Here is a 20,622-nt window from a genome sequence, read left to right on the forward strand (position 1 = left end):
CCATCAAAAAGAAGGAAGTGTCAGCAGACCGCGATAAATGCGAAGAATGAGGTCCGTCTTGGTGCTCGGCAAGTAGACGATGACGGCAAACGTAACGAGCGCCTGCGTCAACAGGCAGCGCAGATAGAAGTACGTCTTGGAGACTTTGCGCTTGTTGACCAGCGAGCGGTTGGTCAGATTCTCGATGGCCAATAGAGCGCCATGGTAGACGCCCCACGCCACATACAGCCAGGTGAACCCGTGCCAGAGTCCGATCAGCACCATAATCAGCATAGACAGCCCGGCGGCGGTCAGCTTGGAGGGCGTTTTGCGCGAGAAAAACATGAAGATGTGCTCCCGAAACCAGTCGCCGAGCGTGGCATGCCAGTTGCGCCAGTATTGGGTCAGCGTCGGGGAGAGGAACGGCTTCTTGAAGTTCTCCGGCACTGTGTAGCCCATCAGCCGGCCGAAGCCGATTGCGATATCGGAATAGCCCGAGAAGTCGAAGTAGATCCAGATATAGAACCAGACCATCAGGAAGACGGAGTGGAAGACCGTCAGCTCGCCGGCCGAGACGTAGTTGAACACGGCGCTCATCCAGGCGACGAGCACGATCTTCTTGAATAGGCCGAGAATGATCCGCTTCACAGATTCCTCGAACAGGGCAGCGTCAACGGCATAAGGCTTTTTCGTATCGGCCATAAAGTCGCGGAACCGCAGAATCGGTCCCGAAGTGAAGGTCGGCACGAACAAAATATAGTTCGCGTAATCGAGTAGCGAGGCCCGGTTCTCCTTGCCGAAGAAGTAGGCGAAGAAGTAGGCGTCGATCACCTTCAGGAAGTTATAGAGAAGGCCGAGCGTCAGGAAAAGGCCGAGTACCGGGCTGTCCGACCAGCCGTACTCAAAGAATCGGCCGGCGACGACGGCGCCCACGTTGGCCGCAATGAGCAGCAGAAACCAGACGCGGCGGGCCGACGCGGTTTGCCCGAGGAATAGGTAGCCGGCGTAATTCAGCGCTACGTAGACAAGATAAAACAAAAAAAGCTTGTGGCTGAACACAAGCAGAAAACCCAAGTTAAACAGCAAGAGCAGGATGCGCTTGTTCTGCTTCCATCGCCGGGTCAGCATCAGCGCGGCAATCATGCCGGCTAGCCCTACGATCGCGTTCATATTCAATAGAAACATCGGATTAACGGCTCCTTATCCGGTGAATAGCCGTCTACAGACGGGCGGAACACGGGTTAAAAATTTTCGTAGATGAAGATCCCTTCGCCCGTAAAGTAGACGAGCACCAGGATGAGCATGACAAGATACATCAGAAGCTCGAGGAGCCTGCGGATGACCGGAGCCATGCGTCCACCTCCTTCGTAAAGCGCGGCGCTCCCTGCTCGCGGTTCAAGTGGACCAGGTCGTGAAACAGGGACGGATCGTAGCGGTCCATCGTATCCAGCACCGGCACTCGTGCGGCGGCCAGCCGTTCGTTCACCCGCTCCTTGAGAGCGCTCATGTAAGGAGGCTTCGGGTAGAGCGGATTGTAAGGCATCCAGATGACCTGGACAGGCAGCGCATGCTCCTTCGCATAGGCAAGGATATGATCGAGCGCGGCGAGGTTCTCCTCGAAGTCGGACAGAGACGCGTGATTGTAGAGCTTCTCATACTTCTCCCAGCTCACATCCATCTTTTCTTTGGGCAGCTGGCCGAAGTACAGCTCCTTGTCGATCCACTTCGGCTCGTAGGCGAACATGTCCTTGGGCCGGCCCTCATAGACGGACAAGGCGAACTGCTTGACGGCTTCCGCACCCGAAGCCTTGAAGTAATCACGGTAAGCGTACAGATAGGGCTGGTAGAACTTTTGGTGCCACTGGTAGGTCGGGTCGGTCTCCATCGTGTCGAGCATGGTATGGATGTCGATGCCGATGACGAGCCGGTCCCGGACCTGGTACAGGGACCGGGTCAGAATCTGCTCCAGATCGGTCAGCTTGCCGTAGGAGAGACCCATCTCGGTGAGCGGCACCTCGGCCCGGTCCTCCATGTAGGCGCCCGTGACGGCGGAATTGCCGAAGAAGACAGGCCCGCTGTCCTTCCAGTCGTGGTGGTAGAGTGTCTTGGTAAAATCGTTCTTGTAGAACCGGCGCGACGATTCCATCGGGTTCCACCAGGCAATCGCCCCGTTGACCAGGACGAAGGCGGCCAACAGGGCGAGAACGAAGCCGTTGCGTTTGAGTAGGGAACGTAGCTTCAAGGCAGATCCCTCGCTAAATGGATTTGTCCAGCCAGGCGGCGTACTGCTCGCGGAACCGCTCCGGCCATGCCGCTTCATCCAGCCCGTACTGGGACAGGAAGGCAAAGACCCAACGCTCGATCCCGAATCCTACGCAGCCGGTGACCGCGCTGCGCTTGCCGACCTTGATGTTGAACGCATTGCCGAACGTGTTGCTGTGGAAGTTGACCGAGCTGCACGCGATCGACTTGTCCAGATAGGGAATCGTCAGCCGCAGCTCGTACTTCATCTCCTGGTTGCGCTGGAACGACGCTTTCACCTGGAAGTCGTTCGTGAAGAATGGATCATTGGCGATCTCGAGCCGGCTGTCAACCTCCCATTCCTCGGCCAGCTGCTTGAGCAGCTCGATGGACTTGAGGCGGTTCTCCTTGACGAAGTCCGGCTTGCCGACGAAAATAATCTCCCGCATGCTGAAGTCGAGCATCCGTCCGAAGTCGGTATGGTTGCGCGATTCGAACCGGTGGCATTTGGAGATGGCGGTGACGACGAGACCGTCGCCTTCGAGCGTCTCGTCTTGCAGTCCCTCGTAGCAGTGATAGCAGGTGGACGGGTTCATGGCGAATTTCGGCTTTGGCATCGTCTCGTCCAGCGAGAGCGGCGCCTCCTGCTGCCAGCCACCCGCTTCGCGGATCGACTGGGAGAATCCTTCGATTACGTCGAGGTCTTCGCGCAGGTGGGTCAGGAAATGGATATGCTCCGGGAACGACGTGAAATGGTTCGTCTTGTTCAGCGTATCGCAGTGGATGACGGCCGGGTACGATTCTTCCTTGACGTCGAACGCCCGGGCGACCTTGTTCACGAACATGTAGTCCATGAACCGCATCAGGCTGGAGAACGGTTCGCGGAAGATGAACAGGCCGGGCTCCAGCACCTTCATCGTCTTGTTGTCCACGAGCTCGGCAATGATGTCGCCGCTGTAGGGCTTGGGGCCGGCGTTCTCGAACAGCACCTGCTCCTTGAAGCCGAAGTCGCCCTTGGAGAAACGCTCCGCGAGGCGTTGGACGCGCTCCTCGATCTTGGCGTTACCGTCCGGCGAGTGGTGCACGATGCGGATCGTTTGCGCTTCCTCGTCAATGACTATCTCGTCGATGTGCTCGTCCGCAAAGGCGGCGGCATATTTGAGCTGGCCGTACTGGCTGGGCGCCAGCTGGCCGAGAGATACGATGCATTCCATAGCGTTCGGTTACCCCGCTTTCTTCGTTTCGATGAAGGTGGCGATTTCGTTGACGGTGTTGAGCGGGTACAGCATCAGATCCTGGTTCGTCACCTGGATGCCGTAAGTCTTCTCGATATGCGCGATCAGCGCGGTGGCGCCGAGGGAATCGATGAACCCGTAGTCGAACAGGTGAACGTCCCTCGTAAACTCGTCGTCGTCCGGGTCGATCTCGTACTGCGCCCGGATATGCTCTTCCAATTGCTGAGCGATGGCTTCCATGGCCTCGTTCCCCCTGTCAATGGTTTCCGTATTAAAAATGTATCGTAATGGCAGCTTGCTGGCCGTAATGCGTAATCGTATAGGTACGCTCGGCTTCGCTCCGCTCGATCTTCAGATCCTCGCCCTCGATTCGGACGGGAGCCGGGCTGTACAGCTTGACCTGCTGCAAGCCAGGCTCGGTCAGGCGCAGCGTCCAGACGCCGTTCTTCTTGTCGAGCTCGACGGGGCCGTTGGCCCGGATTAGATGGGCACCTTCGTCCTGCCAGTTCACGAACAGGCGGGCCGGCTTCCGAAGCGATGCGTAGAGCGCGGTGTCGGTCTTCTTGTAGATGTCGGCGTCCACGCCGAGCGGGTGAGCTGCATACCGGGCGCCCGGCTCGATCCGGACTCCGACTGCCGACGTATAGGCGCCGGCCTGCGCGGGAACAGCGGAGGTATCGGCTGTCAGCTTCACATCCAAGTGCAGCCCGCTGCCGAGCTTGTCCTTCAGCCGGCCAACGAGATACCCGCCCCAGCTTTGCTGGACACGCACATCGGAAGTAAGAGCGGCAAGGAACGAGCGCGCCATCTGCTGCTCGGTCATGAAGTTGTAATCGTGCTGCGTCCGGAACGCGTCGAAATACTTGACGAACGGCTCGAAAGCGGCTTTTTTGCTCTCGTACGGAATCTGATCGATGTGCTCCATGTAGTCGAGCGGCATGTCCAGCTTGGCCTGCGCCTCGTAAATATCGGTCGTGGCATAAGGACCGTCCGCCGTGTAGCCGACAAGCGGCGTGTAGAGCAGCATCGGCTGCTTCAGCTGGTCGTCCTGCAGCAGGAACGGGGTGCCCCACATGTAGTCGGTGTACGCCCGCGGGTCGTTCGGGTTGTAGGACGGCCGGAAGCCGAAGTTAAACCAGATGTCCTGCTCGCTCTCGTTGCGGAGCGTCTGCAGCCGCTGGTCGTTGTTGATCCGCCACGTATGCTGGTTCGTGCCCGGGTTGACCCACGGAAGGCCGAGCTTCCGGAACGATTCACGCTGCAGCGCGAGCTCCTGCTTCTCCTGTTCGTCGCTCTGGTAGCCGTGTACGAACACGTGCGGATACAGCTCCAGATAGTTGTCCTTGGCGTATTGCAAAAACTCCTGCAGCTCCTGTGTATGCGGGAACGCCGGATCGTCCACTGTGACCGGCAGTCCGAATTCGAGCTGGCCGACGAGGAGGTCGTCCTTGCCGTCGTGGTTGATGTCGTACCAGAGCGGGACGGCGTTATGGCCGCCGACCAGCGCATGATTGCCCATCTGGTTGAGCGTCGAGCCGGTCAGCGGCCCCTTGTCGGTCCACTCGCTCATCGAGGCGCCTTGCTCATAGACCCGGACGTCGCCTTCGTTCGTGCCGACGACCAGATCGGCTTTGCCGTCGCCGTTCATGTCGCGAACGGACGGGGCGGCGAAGCGGCCCGCCGCCCGGAAGAGCACGCGCCCCTCCTCGAAGCGGGGCGCCCCTCCGCCGGCGGCAGCCACGCCGCGGAACCAGTGGACGGCTCCATCGCCATCCCCGACCACGAGGTCGGGGATGCCATCGCCGTCCAAGTCGCCCCACGCGGGTGCCGCATACGCGGGCACCGCGGCAGCGCCGCCGCCTGCGGCGAGCGGCTCGGGCGGCGCGAACGTCCCGTTCCCGAGATTCCGGGAACGGAGCAGCTTGCCGCCGGCGTCCCCGATGATTAGGTCGGGGACGCCGTTGCCGCCGGGCGGGGCGGCGGCGATCGCCGCGTAGCCCGCGGCGAGGCGCAGCGGCTCTCCGCCGGCGAGCCGGACCGGCTGCCCGGCGCCGAACGCGTCCGGCGCGGCGACGCCGTCCGGCAGCGGCTGATTCACGTAGGCCGCCGGCTGCGCGCCCTGGCCGGGGAACAGCGTGACGGTACCGTCGGCGCTGCCGGCCAGCAGGTCGGGCTTGCCGTCGCCGGTCCAATCGGCGATCGCCGGATAGGCGCGGTAGGGCAGCGGGATTTCATTCGCCAGCTCCTTGTACTCCGGATAGAGCGCGAGCGTCAGCGGCTTGCCGTCCGTGCCGGCGAGCCGCGCCCCGCTGCCGTAGAAGGAGTTGGCGTACTGTCCGGTGAAGGCCGGCTTGGCCGATGTGCCTTCGTTCAGATGAACGGTGACGTCCTCGTGCCACTCCCCCCAGGCGTAGGAGCCTCTCACGAGAGAGTAGGACGGGATCATGTCGTGCTGCTTGAGCAGCTCCGCCCATTGAATCCCGCTCTTCTCCTGGAACGCCGGAAGCGCCTCAAAATGGTTCTCGAACGCCATCGCGGGGCGGCCGTGGGTGCCGAGCACCTTGGTGATGCTGTAGCCGGCCGTCTCCTTGCCGACGTAGCCGAGATAGGCGGTGCGCATCTGGGCGTTCGCGCTTGCGAACGCGAACTGAAAGTACGGCTCGGGCGGCAGCCCCTGCTTGAAATCAAAATACTTGATACCGTCCCGCGGCGTCGTCGTGGGCTTCCTCTGCTCCTGCAGCGTTTGGTACCCGGCGTCCGGGTCCATGCCGCTCTGCAGATCGAAGCCGGTGATGAAGTACCGGTTCGGCAGGAAGGCGCTGTTCAGCATCACGGTTCCCTTGCCGGCGCGGTTAACCGTCAGGAGCGAAACGCCGTCCAGCGAGACGAGCGTCTCCGCCGTCGACGGCACGAGGCCCTTGCCCCAGACGAAGCCCGGCATGTGGCTCATGCCGATGTGCCGGTTGAAGTTATCCGCGAACAAGCGGAACACGTCCTGGATCCCGCGCAGATTGGCATCCGTTTCGGGATATGCGAAGGCAGGCTTGTCCGTCTGAGGCGGCTTCACGTCCACGAGCTGCGCCGCGCCGAGAAACTCGGGCGGGAACTGGTCCGCGAAGGCATTGTCGAGCAGCAGATGGCCGCCGTTCTGCACGTAATGCTCGAGCGCTTCCCGCTCCTCCTCCAGTGCGGGCGTTCCGTCCAGGCCCGGATCCAGATAGATGCCGTCGTACTTGGCGAGCTTGTCTGAATGGAGCCCGTTCACCGCCCGGCGCTCCAGCTTGACGTTAGCCGCGAGCGATTGGTCGAAGTGGCTGAAGACGCCGCGGTCGTACTTGTCTCCGTCAGTGGCATACAGGAACGTCACCCGCTCGTCTTTTGGGATAAAAAAAAGGACGGCTGCAGTCACGAGAAGGAGTCCGCCGAAGGCTAGGATGAGAGACAGCAACCTTTTCAAAGGATTATCCTCCGTCTATGAAATGAGAAATAGAAAACGCGAGAAATTCCGACAGAATCATTCGCAATTATATCATTATTCGCCATTGATGTTAACCGGATGGCAAGGATTGCACTGGCCGGACAAGGGCAGGAAGCTTTTGGAGGGGCGGTGCCTAAGAAGCTCGTTTTCTGGTAAACTAGTAGAATACGCGGACTTCTGTCCTGCGAAGCCAAAAGCTTGGAGGAATTGACAGCATGCGAACCATTCGCAGAGACGATATAGAGCTGCTCGCGCCGGCGGGCGACTGGGACTGCCTGAGGGCGGCCGTGGCCAACGGGGCCGACGCCGTATTCTTCGGTGTAGAGAAGTTCAACGCCCGGGCAAGAGCGAACAATTTCAAGATGGACGAGCTGCCCGACATCATGTCGTTTCTACATCTATATGGCGTCAAGGGCTACCTGACGTTCAACATTCTGGTTTTTGAGAACGAGATGGAGGAAGCCCGGGAGCTGGTGGAGGCCTGCATCGACGCGGGCGTCGATGCCCTGATCGTTCAGGACATGGGCCTCGTGAAGCTGATTCGGGAGATCTCACCGGACTTCCCGATTCACGGCTCCACCCAGATGACGATCACGTCGCCGGAGGCGGTCGAATTCCTGAAGCCGTACAATCTGGAGATTGTCGTGCTGGGCCGGGAGAACAATCTGAAGCAGATCAAGACGATCGGCGACCAGGGGAAGCTGCCGATGGAGGTGTTCGTGCACGGGGCGCTCTGCGTCTCCTACTCCGGACAGTGCCTGACCTCCGAGATGTGGGGCGGGCGGTCCGCCAACCGCGGCGAGTGCGCGCAGGCGTGCCGGCTGCCGTACGACCTGATGGTCGACGGCGAGCAGAAGCCGATGGGCGACGTGGCGTATCTGCTGTCGCCCAAGGATCTGGCAGCGATCGAGATTTTGCCCGAGCTGATCGAGGCGGGGGTCAAGTCGTTCAAGATCGAAGGACGGCTCAAGTCGCCGGAATACGTGGCGAACGTCGTCAGCAAGTACCGGGCGGCCATCGACCGCTATTTTGACGGGGAGAACCCGAAGCCAACCAAGGAAGAGATGCGCGAGCTCGAGCAGAGCTTCTCGCGCGGGTTCACCTTCGGCTTCCTGAAGGGGACGAACAACAAGCAGCTCGTGGAGGGTACGTATCCGAAGAGCCGGGGTGTTTACCTCGGCCGCGTGCGCCAGGTGCTGCGCGACGGCGTCGTTTGCGAGCTCGAGGCGCCGCTCAAGCGGGGCGACGGCATCGTCTTCGACGCGGGCGACCCGACGAAAAAGGAAGAGGGCGGACGCGTCTACGACGTGCGCCGCAAAGGAGTCAAGCTCGAGGGTGAAGCCGCGGGCGGCCTGATCGAGATCGTGCCGGGCCGCAATGACGTCGATCTGCGCAAGGTCCACGTCGGCGACCGGATCTGGAAGACGAACGACCCGCATCTCGACAAGCGGCTCCGCCAGACGTTCGAGACCGACAAGCCGTACCGGACGCATCCGGTCCGCGTGCGCGTCACGGGCGCGGCCGGCGGCCCTCTCAAGACGTGGTGGACCGATGAGAAGACGGGCACGACCGTCCTCGTCGAGTCCGAGCTGCCGCTCGAGCAGGCGATGAAGCGGCCGATGGACGAGGCGCTGCTCGCCGAGCAGCTGGGCCGGCTGGGCGGGACGGTCTTCGCGCTGAGCGGGCTTGAGGCGCAGCTGGACGGCGACGTCATCGTGCCGGTCCGCGAGCTGAACGCCATGCGGCGCCGGGCCGTCGAGCTGCTGGAGACCGAGCGGCAGAAGCCGCGCACGTTCCACCGCCACTCGGCGGCCGAGCTGCTGGACGACGCGTCGGCGCCCGCTCCGGCGGCGTCCAAGCCGCGGCTGACGGCGCTGTGCCGGAACCTGGAGCAGGTGAAAGCGGTGCTCGAGACGGACGTCGAGTACGTCTATGCCGACTTCGAGTTCATCAAGCAATTCCCGGCGGCCGTCGAGGCCGTCCGGGCGGCGGGACGGAAGATCGCACTGGCGACGCCTCGCGTCCATATGCCGGGGGAGACCGGTTATTTCGCGAACATTGCGCGGCTCAAGCCGGACGCGGTGCTCGTGCGCAACATCGGCGCGCTCTATTATTTCCTGCAGCAGCGGCAGCTCGGCACGGAGGCCGGCAGCCTTGAGCTGATCGGCGACTTCTCGCTTAACATCGCAAACCACAAGGCGGCGGGGCTGTTCCTAGACTCGGGCTGCAGCATGGTGACTCCTTCGTACGACTTGAACATCCAGCAGATGATCGACATGCTGGAGAAGTCCGACACCGGGCGTCTCGAGATCGTGCTGCATCAGCATCTGCCCATGTTCCATACGGAACACTGCGTTTACTGCACCTTCCTGAGCGAAGGGACCGACTATACGAACTGCGGTCGTCCATGCGAGGACCACCGCGTCTCGCTGCGGGACCGCATCGGCATGTCCCACCCAGTGCGGGTGGACGAGGGCTGCCGCAACACGGTCTACAACGCGATCGAACAGTCGGGCTCGGAGTATCTGCCGCAGTTCCTGGAGCTGGGCGTATCCTCGTACCGGATCGAGTTCCTCGAGGAGTCGCCGGAGCAGGTGAAGGAAGTGCTGGAGTTGTACGGTCAGGCGCTTCGGGGCGAGATCAGCGGCTCCCAGGTATGGCGCCGGCTCAAGGCAACGAACCAGCTCGGCGTCACGCGCGGACAGTTGGTTAAGTAGCGAACAGGCTATCTCTTAGGCCCTGGATGGAGCTCTATAGGTCTGGATTGAACTCGATAGGCTCGAATAAAATAGAAAAGCGCATGCCTGGAGACAGGCAGGCAAAAGGAAAAAGCCCGGCGGACAGCCGGGCTTTTGGCGTATCGGGAAGGACGTGGCGGGAGTCGGGAGAGAGGGGGCGAATGCTTTTCGCGTAAAGCCGATTCTCCCGATCCCGATGCGGTCCTATGAGGGCCGCTCCTTCCGGCAAGGAATTGCTATGTATGGCGTGCGAGCGGGCCGACCCGCTCTCTATTCAATGCGAAAATCGCATTCTTCCCGAAGGTAGTATTCTTTGGTCTCTTTGTCGTCCGCATAGCGGATTACTACGCAATCGGGAGTAATCTTCTCGATAATGCCGCCGTCGTCGAGCAGGGCATAGACATCGTCAGCCGTCTTCGTCCACACGGAAACCTTGTGCTGCAGAAGGGCGGCCGCGAACAGCTCAATATCCGTGTTCAACGATTTGAAACGATACATCTCTCGTCACCTCTCCACTAATGAAGTTCGCTGCCCGCCCCCCAAGTTCCTTCCGGCGGCCCCAAACTTTCCGAAAAAAGTTGCTTACTTCGGCATGAAGCGACAGGATTCGACCGTCCAGTATGAAGTTCACAAATTAGACACAATTTTTTAAGCTATTTTTTAAGTTTCTTTAAGCTTCGTTTATTCTTGCGCTTCCATACTAAAGTCGGTTTCCGGGGGGCTGCTAGAGAGCGGGCAACCCGGAGGAATGTACGCAGGAATGGGATCGGAGGGAATAGCGAACGTGCTGGAAGTGAACCAGGTAAGCAAACTTTACGAGAATGCGCGGGGGGTCCGCCAGATCGATTTTTCGATGGAGCGCGGGGAAATCGTCGGCTTCCTCGGTCCGAACGGAGCGGGCAAGACTACGACGATGCGCATGATCACCGGCTATTTGAACCCGACGTCCGGGCAGATTCTCGTGGACGGCCTGTCGATGGCCGATCATCCCCAAAAGGCGAGGCGCAAGATCGGCTATTTGCCGGAGACGCCTCCCCTTTATCCGGAGATGACTATCGTCTCCTACCTCAAATTCGTCGCGGATTTGCGCGACATCCCGCACAGGGAGCAGAAACAGCGCATCGGGGAAGCTGTGGAGAAGCTCGGCCTGCAGGGACGGGAGAAGCAGATCATCCGCTCTCTGTCCAAAGGCTACAAGCAGAGGGTTGGCCTTGCGCAGGCGATTCTGCATAAGCCCGATCTCCTCGTGCTGGACGAGCCGACCTCCGGTCTCGACCCGAAGCAGATTATCGAGATCCGTCAGCTGATCCGCGAGCTGGGGGAGAACCATACGGTGCTGCTCAGCACCCACATCCTGCCCGAGGTGAACGCGATCTGCAACCGCGTGCTCATCATCAACCAGGGACAGGTTGTGCTTGACGCGAAGCCCGATGCGATCGCGCATTCGCTGGAGCAGTCGTTCGAGGTGAGCCTCGAGGTGCGCGGCCCGAGCGGCGTCGTAGCGGCCGAGCTCGAGAAGCTCCCGGGCGTTGAGTCCGTGCGGGAGCTGGCGCGTGCCGGCACTGAAGCGACGGACGGCCTGCCGGTACCCGGAGACGAGCCGTCCGTGAGCGAAGCGGGCGCCGGCAGTGCGGACGCCGGCGAAGCGCATGCAGAGGCGGCCGGAGCGGCGGCGATGCCTGGGGGCGAGACCGTGCGGCTGCTCGTGTCCGCCAAGGACAAGACCGACATCCGGGACGCGCTGTTCTACCGGCTGGCCGAGCTGCGTTATCCGATTCTCGAGATGCGCAAGGAAGTGCTCAGCCTCGAGGATGTGTTCCTCAAATTGACGACGGACGAGCCGGCGGCCGGTCCGGGCGCGGAGGGCGTCTCCGCGGACAGCGGAGCGGAAGCCGGAGACGAAACGGAGGTGAAGACCGGTGAATAGAATGCTCGCGCTTTGCCGCAAGGAGCTGCAGCTGTATTTTTTGTCGCCGACCGCCTATGTCGCGTTCGCGTTCTATTTTCTGGTGACTGGCCTGTTCTTCAGTCTCGACTTCCTCAGCTCGCAGGTCGTGGACGTCCGGCCGATGTTCAGCAATCTCATGCTGATCTATCTGTTTACGGTGCCGCTGCTCACGATGCGCCTCATCTCCGACGAGCTGAGGCAGGGGACCGACGAGCTGCTGCTCACTTCCCCGGCGACGCTCTGGGAGATTGTGTTCGGCAAGTATCTCGCCGCTATGACCTTGCAGTTTCTGCTCGTGGCGGGGGCGCTCCTTTATCCGCTCATCATGTCGAAGTACGGGACGCTGGATCAGCCGGTACTTTGGCTCTCCTACCTGGCGCTTTTCCTGCTCGGCTCGGCGATGATGGCCGTGGGGCTGTTCGCCTCCTCGCTATCCGCTCATCAGATGGTCGCGGGCATTATCGGCTTCGCGCTGCTGCTCGCCCTCTGGCTGATTGACTGGCTGGGCCAGAGCGTATTCCTGTCGGGCAAGGATTGGTTCTCGAAGTTCTCGATTACGGCCCGGACGATCAATTTTCAAAAAGGGGTTCTGAACCTCTCCGATGTCGTGTTCTATCTCACATTAATCGTCGTGTTCCTGGTGCTGAGCGTACAGTCTCTGGAACGCAAGCGGTGGAAATAAGGGGGGAAGAGAAGTGAAAACCTGGATCAAAGGCACCAATGCGGCTGTTCTCTCGGCTGCGGTCATCGGCGTATTCATTCTGCTCACTCTCTTCCTCTCTTCGATGAAGGGAGCGCAGTGGGATTTGACGGCGACCAAGAAGTTCACGCTCGCCGACCAGACGAAGACCGTGCTGAAGGAAATGAAGGCGCCGGTTCACGTAGTCGCATTCGAGTCGCAGGACCAGGCGGCCGATATGATGATCGCCGATCTGCTGCAGGAATACCACAAGCAGAACAAGGACTTCACCTTCGAGCAGGTTAATCCGGCCAAGCAGCCGTCCGTCGCCCAGAAGTACAACGTTACCCAATACGGGACGATCGTCTTCACGAGCGGCGACAAGACGCGGAACGTGGAGGCGATGGACCTGTTCGGCTACGGCTCGACCCAATCGTCCTACACGTTCAGCGGGGAAGAAAAATTCACTCAGGCGATTGTAGCGCTGCAATCCGGGGAGAAACGGACCGCTTACATGCTGACCGGCCACGGAGAGCTGGCGACGGCGCAGGCGCCGGGCTTTGCGAGCAGCCTGGAGGGAGAGGGATATGAGCTGAAGGACCTCAACCTCGTCAAGGAAGGCAAGCTGCCGGACGACGCCAAGACGTTGTTCGTACTCGGACCGCAGACGGATTTGAGCGACGCGGAACTGGAGCTTCTGAAGACGTTCGTGGGCGGAGACGGCAAGCTGTTGTTCTCCCTCGGCTACTCGCCGGAGATGGCCAAGTGGAAGAACTGGAACGAGGTGCTGACGCTGCTCGGCGTCAAAAACCAAAACGCCCTCGTGGTCGAGAGCGGAACGACGCTCCTGAACGACCCGCTGGCGATCGTACCGGAGTACGGGTATCACGAGATCGTGGATAAGCTGCGCCAGGAAAACCGGATCACCATCTTCCCGGCCGCTATGGGTCTCGCGCTGGATGCAGGCAACACGACCTGGAAGACGACGACGCTGCTGCAATCGTCCGACAAGTCGTTCGGCAAGACGAGCCTCGACAAATTCGCTTCCGGTAAGGCCACCCAGGCCGATCTGAAAAAGACGGACGCGGATGTGGCGGGTCCGCTGGGCCTTGCTTACGCAATCGAGTCGCCGGAAGGCAAGCCCAAGGCGATCGTGCTCGGCAACACCGTTTTCCTGCAGGATCAGCTGCTGGGCCAGCAGGGGAACAAGGACTTCGTGCTGAACAGCGTGGCCTGGCTGCATGAGCAGGAGAACGCCGTGACGATCCGGCCGAGGGAAGAGGAGCAGATGGCGCAAGCCTTCGTCTCCGCGGACCAGGCGAACGTGATTTTCATCGGGACGGTCATCGTCATCCCGATTCTGTTCCTGCTCGCGGGAGGACTCATCTGGTGGAGGAGGAGAAAGGGATGAAGAAGTTTCTTCCGACCATTCTCCTGGTGCTGGTCTGTCTGGGAGGCTACTGGTACGCCTCCTCCCAGAACTTTTTTCAAGAGAAGCAGGACGACGCCGCCAAGCCGCTCGTTCAGGCGCAGGCCTCCGACCTGCAGCAGGTCAAGATTGAGTCCGCCTGCGGGACGGTGGAGCTGGTGAAGCAGGGTGAAGCTTGGCAGATGACCCAGCCGCAGCCGTATCCGGTCAACAAGTACATGGTGGACAGCTGGCTGGGGGCATTCTCGATGCTTTCCTATGACACCAAGGTAGACGAGCAGCCGAAGGACCTCGCGGAATTCGGGCTCGACAAGCCGATGCTGCAGCTGGAGGCCAAGCTTGCGGACGGTACGTCCAAGAAGGTGCTGGTCGGCAATGCGCTTCCGGTGGCTGGCAGCTACTATGCCAAGCTCGACGGCGATCCGGCCGTCTACTCGATCAGTGAGACGGCGCTGCAGTCGCTCGGCAAGCAGGCTGTCGATTTCGCGGAGAAGAACGCCGTTTCGGTAGACTACAACAAGGTTAAGCGGCTCGACGTCTCCTGGAAGGGGACGGCATGGAGCTTGACCAAGAAGGACGCTGCCAAGGCAGCCTACGAGTCCGCCTGGACGCTCGGCGAGAAGGAGCTGAAGGCGGAGAACGGCACCATTCCGCTCGACAAGCTGACGACTCTCTCGAGCGAGGAGCTTCCCAAGGCGGCGGCCCAGGTGAAGCTGGACAATCCCGAGCTGAAGGTAGAGGTGAAGGAAGGAGGGGCCGACGGGGCCGAGACGGCATCCGTATACGTCGGCAAGGTCGAAGGCAGCGTCGTATGGGTCGCCAAGCAGGGCGGCGCCTGGGCCTATCCGGTCCCCATGGACGCGGTGCAGGCGCTAGCCGACGCCAAGGCCGATGCGGAGGCGGCGGAAGCGGCAGCCGCAGCGTCGCCGTCGCCTTCCCCGGCTGCCGGTGCGCCTTCCCCATCCGCTTCTCCCGTACCCTGACGGATCGCTGCCTGTCCTGGAAGGGTAGAACCGCCCCCGAATCCATTCCGATTCGGGGGCTTTTTTGTCTGGCTAAAGGAAGGAATCGGGTTGCGAACGTTCGTTCCGTTGGCATATACTGGAGGCAGCTGGCAATTTGACACTCCCACGTGCCTGTCTTAGACTGAAGAGGGTGCGGAAACGCTTGATTTTCCGCCGTTTTTGCAAAGGAGCTGTTCCGTAAGTTGGACTACCGGACATGGAGGCACGTATTCAAGCTTGACCCGGAACGGACGCTGTCCGACGAGGCGCTCGACCGGGTATGTCTGTCGGGGACCGACGCCGTCATGGTGGGCGGGACGACAGGCGTGACATTCGATAATACTGTCGATCTTCTCGGGCGGATTCGCCGCTACGAGGTTCCCTGCGTGCAGGAGATTTCCACGATCGAGTCGGTAGTCCCCGGCTTCGATCTTTATATGATACCGGTCGTCCTGAACACGGACGACGGCCGCTGGATTACCGGCCAGCACCAGATGGGGCTGCGGGAGTACGGCGCATTGATCGACTGGGAAGCGGTCGTACCGGAAGGGTACGTCATCTTGAACCCCGACTCCTCGGTCGCACGGCTGACGGGCGCCAAGACGGAGCTTGACGGCCAGGACCTGGCCGCCTACGGGCGGCTGGCCGACCGGCTGCTCCGCCTCCCGATTCTCTACGTGGAATATAGCGGCATGTTCGGCGAGATGGACAAGGTCCGCCGGGCGTCCGCGGTGCTGCATCAGGCCCGCCTCTTTTACGGCGGGGGCGTCGACTCGCCGGACAAGGCGAGACAGGCCGCGGGCTGCGCGCATACCGTCGTCGTCGGCAACGTGCTGTACGACGATCTGGACGCGGCGCTGGCCACCGTTGCCGCCGTGCGCTCGGTGCCGGCCCCCTAGCAGGAGCTCGGGTTCCGGGAGCGGACTAATTTTTTTTAGGAAGGTATGACGACGATGATGAACTCCATTCATCCGATGAAGGATATTTTTGCGGCGATTGAGAAGCTGAATCCCGAACAGAAGAAGGCGGTCCAGTCGGTAGACGGGCCGCTCCTCATTATGGCGGGGGCGGGCAGCGGCAAGACCCGCGTTCTGACCCATCGGATCGCTTATTTGATCGCCGCCGGCAAGGCCGCTCCCTGGAGCATCCTGGCCATTACGTTCACGAACAAGGCGGCCCGCGAGATGCAGGAGCGGGTTGAGAAGCTGGTCGGGGCGTCGGCCCGCGACATCTGGGTCTCGACCTTTCACTCGATGTGCGTCAAGATTTTGCGCCGGGACATCGCCCGGATTGGCTACACCTCCAACTTTTCCATTCTCGACTCCGGCGATCAGCTGTCGGTGATCCGGGCTTGCCTCAAGGAGCTGAACGTTGACCCCAAGAAGTTTGACCCGAAGAGCATTCAGGCGGCTATCAGCGGAGCGAAGAACGAGCTGATTACGCCCGAGAGCTTCGAGAAGCGTATCGGCGACTATTTTCAAGGCGTGGTCGCCAAGGTCTATTCCCTGTACCAGCGGAAGCTGAAGAATAACAATTCCCTCGATTTCGACGACTTGATCATGGTGACGATCCAGCTGTTCAAGGAAGTGCCGGACGTGCTCGAGTTCTACCAGAACAAGTTCCAATATATCCACGTCGACGAGTATCAGGATACGAACCGGGCCCAGTATTTGCTGTGCCGGATGATCGCCGACAAGCACCACCGGATCTGCGTAGTGGGCGACAGCGACCAGTCAATCTACCGCTGGCGGGGAGCGGACATCTCGAACATTCTGAACTTCGAGAAGGACTATCCCGAGACGACGACCATCCTGCTCGAGCAGAATTACCGGTCCACCTCGACCATTCTGGAGGCCGCGAATCGCGTCATCGCTAACAACACGGGGCGCAAGCCGAAGAAGCTGTGGACGGACAAGGGTGAAGGCCCCAAGATCAAGCTATTCCAGGCCGATTCCGAGCATGAGGAAGGCTATTTTGTCGTCACCGAGATCAAAAAAGGCCGCGGTATGGGCAAGTCTTATATGGACTATGCTATTTTATATAGAACGAACGCCCAGTCCCGGGTGATCGAGGAAATTCTGATCAAATCGGAGATTCCTTACAAGCTCATCGGCGGCGTCAAGTTCTACGACCGCAAGGAGATCAAGGACATTCTCGCTTATCTGCGTCTGATCTCCAATCCGGACGACGACATCAGCTTCACCCGGGTCGTGAACGTACCGAAGCGGGGCATCGGCGACACGACCGTGGAGCGCGTGCTGGAGCAGGCGGGCAGACGCGGCCTGTCGGCGTTCGCGCTGCTCGACGAGATCGATTCGCTCGAGATCACCTCCCGGGCCAAGAACGCGCTGGCGGACTTCCGGGATATGATCAAGGGCCTTCACGGCATGGTGGAGTACCTGTCGGTAACCGAGCTGACCGAGAAGATGCTGGAGATGACCGAATACCGGCAGGAGCTGCAGCGCGAGAAGACGCTGGAGTCTCAGTCCCGGCTGGAGAACATTGATGAGTTCCTGTCCGTCACGATGGAGTTCGAGAACCGTAGCGAGGACAAGTCGCTCGTGTCTTTCCTGACCGATCTTGCGCTGATCGCGGATATCGACTCAATGGACAAAACAGAGGAGGACGGGTCGGAGAACGCCGTCGTGCTGATGACGATGCACAGCGCCAAGGGCCTCGAATTCCCACATGTATTCATCGTCGGCATGGAGGAGGGTGTCTTCCCCCACAGCCGGGCGCTGATGGACAACGAGGAGCTCGAAGAGGAGCGGCGGCTCGCCTATGTCGGCATCACACGGGCGGAGCAGCAGCTGTACCTCTCCTGCGCGAGAATGCGCGTGCTGTTCGGACGAACGAGCAGCAATGCGCCGTCCCGCTTCCTGAGGGAGATACCCGAAGAGCTGGTGGAGAACAGCTCGCCCGGGAGAGAGCGGTTCGGCAGCCGTCCATCCGGCTCGTTTGGCGCTTCCCGGTTCGGAGGAGGCGCTGCGGCGTCGGGCGGGACCGCACCTGCTGCGCCTCGGATGCGTCCTGCGGCTCCCGCAGCGAACCAGGTAACGGATTTTCATAACGGGGACAAGGTGTCTCACGGCAAATGGGGCACGGGCGTGATCGTATCGGTGAAGGGCAGCGGAGACGATACGGAGCTGCAGATTGCCTTCCCGGCACCGGTAGGCGTCAAACGTCTGCTTGCCAAATTCGCCCCGATTACGAAAGTTTAATAGGGACTTCGGCGATAAGACCCGCCGGGGATAACAGGGAAAGGATGAGTGGAGGCGTGGAGGAACGGCTCGCGGTAATGGAACAATTGGTGGAGGAGCTCAATCGTCACAGCTATCTCTACTATACAATGGACGCTCCCGAGGTGTCGGACAAGGAGTATGACGTGCTGTACGACCGGCTGGTCGCGCTGGAGAAGGAAACAGGGGTCGTGCTGCCCGGATCGCCGACCCGCCGGGTAGGCGGAGAGATTCTGAAGGGGTTCGAGCCGCATCGTCACCGTGCACGGCTGTGGAGCCTCGATAAAGCGCAGGATAAGGAAGACCTGCTGGCGTGGCACGCCCGGGCGCAGAAGCTCGTGGAGCAGTACAACAAGAACAATCCGGACGACCCGCTGCCTCCGCTCTCGTTCGTTGTCGAGCTCAAGTTCGACGGCCTGACGCTCAACCTGACCTATGACAATGGAGAGCTCGTGCAAGCCTCGACCCGCGGCAATGGCGTGGTGGGCGAGAGCATCCTGCCCCAGGTGCGGACGATCCGCTCGATTCCGCTAGAGATCCCTTACCGCAACGGGCTGATTGAGGTGCAGGGCGAAGGCGTTATGTTCTTGTCCGTTCTGGAGGACTACAACCGGACGGCCGCAGAGCCGCTCAAGAACGCCCGCAATGCGGCGGCCGGCGCGCTGCGCAATCTCAATCCTGCCGTAACGGCTACCCGCCGCCTGGACGCCTTTATTTACAATGTCGGCTATTCCGACGAACTGCAGTTCGCGACGCACGAGGAGATGATTCAGTTCCTTCGGGACAACCATTTCAAGGTGAATCCGTACATTCAGTATTTCGATAAGATCGAGGACGTGTACGAGGAGCTCGAGGCGATCGCCGAACGCCGCCTGCAGATGGATTATCTGATCGACGGTGCCGTCGTCAAGATCACCGACATGCGGACCCGGCAGGAATTCGGCTATACCGATAAGTTTCCCCGGTGGGCGGTCGCTTATAAATTCGAAGCGGAGGAAGCCACCACCACTCTTCGGACGGTCTCATGGGAGGTGGGCCGGACCGGCAAGCTGACGCCGGTGGCGCTCGTCGATCCTGTCGATATCGCGGGTGTGACGGTTCAGCGGTGCACCTTGAACAATATAGGAGACATCGAACGCAAAGGCCTTAAGCACGGCTTGGGCGCGCTCGTCTACATAAGGCGGTCCAACGACGTCATTCCCGAGATTCTGGGGAAGGTTCCCGACTCTCCAGACGGGGAGGAGATCGTCTTTCCGACCCACTGCCCTTCGTGCGGTTCCCTGCTTGAGGAGAAGGGAGCTCATCTGTTCTGCCTGAACCGGCTCGAGTGCAAGCCGCAGCTGATCGGTCGGATTACTCATTTCGCTTCGCGGGATGCGATGGATATCGAGACGTTCAGCGTAGCGACCGCCGAACAGCTGTATCAGGAGTTGGGAGTAAGGGACCCGTCGGATCTCTATTACCTCGTCTTCGACCAGCTGATCGGGCTCGAGCGGTTCGGAGAGCGCAAGGCCAACAAGCTGCTGGAGGCGATAGCTGCGAGCAAGCAGCGGGACTTGTCGTCCTTCCTATTCGCACTGGGTATCCCCAATACGGGCAAATCGACCACCAAGCAGCTCGCCGATCATTACCGCAGCCTGGACGCCATTATGGCGGCCACCGCGGAGGAGCTGGTGCTGCTGCCCGACATCGGGGGCATCGTAGCGGAGAGCATCGTCTCCTTTTTCCAAGACCCGTTGATTCGGATAAGCATTGAGCGGATGCTGGCAGCCGGCGTCCAGCCGATTGCCGAGGAGCATCCGGCCGAAGCGAATCCGGAGAACCCGTTCTTCGGCAAGACGATCGTCATTACCGGCACGCTGGCTCAATTCAGCCGTGACGAGCTGTCCAAGCGGTTAGAGGCGCTAGGCGCCAAAGTAACCGGCAGCGTCTCCAAGAAGACCGATCTCGTGATCGCCGGAGAGAATGCCGGCAGCAAGCTGACCAAAGCCCAGGATCTCGGGATTCCGGTGCTGGAGGATGAAGAGGAGCTGCTTCGGCAGCTGGAGGGAAGCGTCTGAGTCTCAGACGCTTTTTCTCTGCCTTTCGGGGGCAGTCTATAAGGGCGGGATAATGGGCAATCGGTCTGATCCCCCATACAGAGTCGGCGTGAAATTGGTGCGAAGCTAGTTGTACAAAATTTCCTCTTGCATAGTTAGCGAGTTAGGTGGTATATTATTTCTTGCGCCTCACAAGGGCGGCACAGAAACAAGCAGCGAACGGCTACTAAGCTTTGAAAAAAGTTGCTTGACATATGGTTGCTAGCCTGGTAAGATAAATACTTGTCACCACAAGTTATGAAGCTTACAGAAGCAACATTAAAGCTCCTTGAAAACTGAACAAATCAGAACGATTTAAGCCAATTGTTTGGACAAATGAGCGAATCGCTCTTTCTTTAAATCGCCTTTTGCCCTTGGGTTTTGCCCGGGGCCCCCGAAAAGTAATCGGAATATGCTGCGAAGCTGTTCTTCACTTTTTGGGGAGGTACTTTTATGGAGAGTTTGATCCTGGCTCAGGACGAACGCTGGCGGCGTGCCTAATACATGCAAGTCGAGCGGAGTTGATGAGAAGCTTGCTTCTCTGATGCTTAGCGGCGGACGGGTGAGTAACACG

At 60.3% G+C, this 20,622-nt stretch carries 14 protein-coding genes and 1 rRNA gene; 9 read left to right on the forward strand and 6 right to left on the reverse strand.

The genetic code is table 11. The annotated features are described in order from the left end of the window. Positions 1-3 precede the first annotated feature (3 nt). The 5 genes from KJS47_RS21025 to KJS47_RS21045 all read right to left on the reverse strand — a co-directional run bounded on the left by KJS47_RS21025 (position 4) and on the right by KJS47_RS21045 (position 6,912). Positions 4-1,164 carry an MBOAT family O-acyltransferase gene (locus KJS47_RS21025; RefSeq protein ID WP_213527403.1) on the reverse strand — a complete coding sequence of 387 codons (1,161 nt, stop codon included), beginning with the start codon at positions 1,162-1,164 and terminating at the stop codon, positions 4-6. A 130-nt stretch (positions 1,165-1,294) separates the two neighbouring features. Further along, a complete protein-coding gene (locus KJS47_RS21030; RefSeq protein WP_213527405.1) occupies positions 1,295-2,221 on the reverse strand; it encodes a hypothetical protein in 927 nt (308 codons plus the stop codon). A gap of 13 nt (positions 2,222-2,234) precedes the next feature. Beyond that, positions 2,235-3,434, reverse strand: coding sequence for an aminoacyl--tRNA ligase-related protein (locus KJS47_RS21035; protein ID WP_213527407.1), 1,200 nt, complete (start codon positions 3,432-3,434; stop codon positions 2,235-2,237). A 9-nt stretch (positions 3,435-3,443) separates the two neighbouring features. Then, positions 3,444-3,695 (reverse strand): acyl carrier protein, encoded by a 252-nt coding sequence (locus KJS47_RS21040; protein WP_213527409.1) that lies wholly within the window; start codon positions 3,693-3,695, stop codon positions 3,444-3,446. A gap of 31 nt (positions 3,696-3,726) precedes the next feature. Then, the gene (locus KJS47_RS21045; RefSeq protein WP_213527411.1) at positions 3,727-6,912 is read right to left on the reverse strand and encodes an FG-GAP repeat domain-containing protein; all 3,186 of its coding nucleotides are present in this window, start codon (positions 6,910-6,912) and stop codon (positions 3,727-3,729) included. A 236-nt stretch (positions 6,913-7,148) separates the two neighbouring features. Between KJS47_RS21045 and KJS47_RS21050 the strand changes: the two genes are divergently transcribed. Further along, a complete protein-coding gene (locus KJS47_RS21050; protein ID WP_213527413.1) occupies positions 7,149-9,650 on the forward strand; it encodes a U32 family peptidase in 2,502 nt (833 codons plus the stop codon). Between the two features lie 291 nt (positions 9,651-9,941). Here KJS47_RS21050 and KJS47_RS21055 read toward each other — a convergent pair whose 3' ends face one another. Next, on the reverse strand, positions 9,942-10,169 hold the full coding sequence (locus tag KJS47_RS21055) for a hypothetical protein (RefSeq protein ID WP_213527414.1): 228 nt from the start codon (positions 10,167-10,169) through the stop codon (positions 9,942-9,944). A 286-nt stretch (positions 10,170-10,455) separates the two neighbouring features. Here KJS47_RS21055 and KJS47_RS21060 point away from each other — a divergent pair, with 286 nt between their 5' ends. The 8 genes from KJS47_RS21060 to KJS47_RS21095 form a co-directional block, all read left to right on the forward strand. After that, a complete protein-coding gene (locus tag KJS47_RS21060) occupies positions 10,456-11,598 on the forward strand; it encodes an ABC transporter ATP-binding protein (RefSeq protein WP_213527438.1) in 1,143 nt (380 codons plus the stop codon). 1 nt (position 11,599) lies between these two features. Continuing rightward, entirely contained in the window at positions 11,600-12,301 is a 702-nt protein-coding gene (locus KJS47_RS21065; RefSeq protein WP_213527440.1) for an ABC transporter permease, read from the forward strand. Between the two features lie 13 nt (positions 12,302-12,314). Beyond that, a complete protein-coding gene (locus KJS47_RS21070) occupies positions 12,315-13,709 on the forward strand; it encodes a GldG family protein (protein WP_213527416.1) in 1,395 nt (464 codons plus the stop codon). After that, complete coding sequence (locus tag KJS47_RS21075; protein WP_213527418.1) at positions 13,706-14,710, forward strand: DUF4340 domain-containing protein; 1,005 nt, start codon at positions 13,706-13,708, stop codon at positions 14,708-14,710. The genes KJS47_RS21070 and KJS47_RS21075 overlap by 4 nt, the downstream gene beginning before the upstream one ends. 224 nt (positions 14,711-14,934) lie before the next feature. Beyond that, positions 14,935-15,630, forward strand: coding sequence for a heptaprenylglyceryl phosphate synthase (pcrB, locus tag KJS47_RS21080; protein ID WP_249716621.1), 696 nt, complete (start codon positions 14,935-14,937; stop codon positions 15,628-15,630). Between the two features lie 57 nt (positions 15,631-15,687). Beyond that, positions 15,688-17,952 (forward strand): DNA helicase PcrA, encoded by a 2,265-nt coding sequence (gene pcrA, locus KJS47_RS21085; RefSeq protein WP_213527444.1) that lies wholly within the window; start codon positions 15,688-15,690, stop codon positions 17,950-17,952. Positions 17,953-18,029: 77 nt separating this feature from the next. Then, a complete protein-coding gene (gene ligA / locus KJS47_RS21090) occupies positions 18,030-20,030 on the forward strand; it encodes an NAD-dependent DNA ligase LigA (protein ID WP_249716623.1) in 2,001 nt (666 codons plus the stop codon). A gap of 468 nt (positions 20,031-20,498) precedes the next feature. Then, positions 20,499-20,622: ribosomal RNA gene (locus tag KJS47_RS21095) — 16S ribosomal RNA — on the forward strand; the annotation flags it as partial.

It is taken from the genome of Paenibacillus sp. J31TS4 (assembly GCF_018403265.1).
Classification (GTDB): domain Bacteria; phylum Bacillota; class Bacilli; order Paenibacillales; family NBRC-103111; genus J31TS4.

What these genes read in the sequence shown, in the direction of transcription:
- KJS47_RS21025 (WP_213527403.1), bottom strand. Translation starts at nt 1,164, where the DNA reads ATGTTTCTATTGAATATGAACGCGATCGTAGGGCTAGCCGGCATGATT.
- KJS47_RS21035 (WP_213527407.1), bottom strand. Translation starts at nt 3,434, where the DNA reads ATGGAATGCATCGTATCTCTCGGCCAGCTGGCGCCCAGCCAGTACGGC.
- KJS47_RS21040 (WP_213527409.1), bottom strand. Translation starts at nt 3,695, where the DNA reads ATGGAAGCCATCGCTCAGCAATTGGAAGAGCATATCCGGGCGCAGTAC.
- KJS47_RS21050 (WP_213527413.1), top strand. Translation starts at nt 7,149, where the DNA reads ATGCGAACCATTCGCAGAGACGATATAGAGCTGCTCGCGCCGGCGGGC.
- KJS47_RS21055 (WP_213527414.1), bottom strand. Translation starts at nt 10,169, where the DNA reads ATGTATCGTTTCAAATCGTTGAACACGGATATTGAGCTGTTCGCGGCC.
- KJS47_RS21065 (WP_213527440.1), top strand. Translation starts at nt 11,600, where the DNA reads ATGCTCGCGCTTTGCCGCAAGGAGCTGCAGCTGTATTTTTTGTCGCCG.
- KJS47_RS21075 (WP_213527418.1), top strand. Translation starts at nt 13,706, where the DNA reads ATGAAGAAGTTTCTTCCGACCATTCTCCTGGTGCTGGTCTGTCTGGGA.
- pcrA (WP_213527444.1), top strand. Translation starts at nt 15,688, where the DNA reads ATGAACTCCATTCATCCGATGAAGGATATTTTTGCGGCGATTGAGAAG.
- ligA (WP_249716623.1), top strand. Translation starts at nt 18,030, where the DNA reads ATGGAACAATTGGTGGAGGAGCTCAATCGTCACAGCTATCTCTACTAT.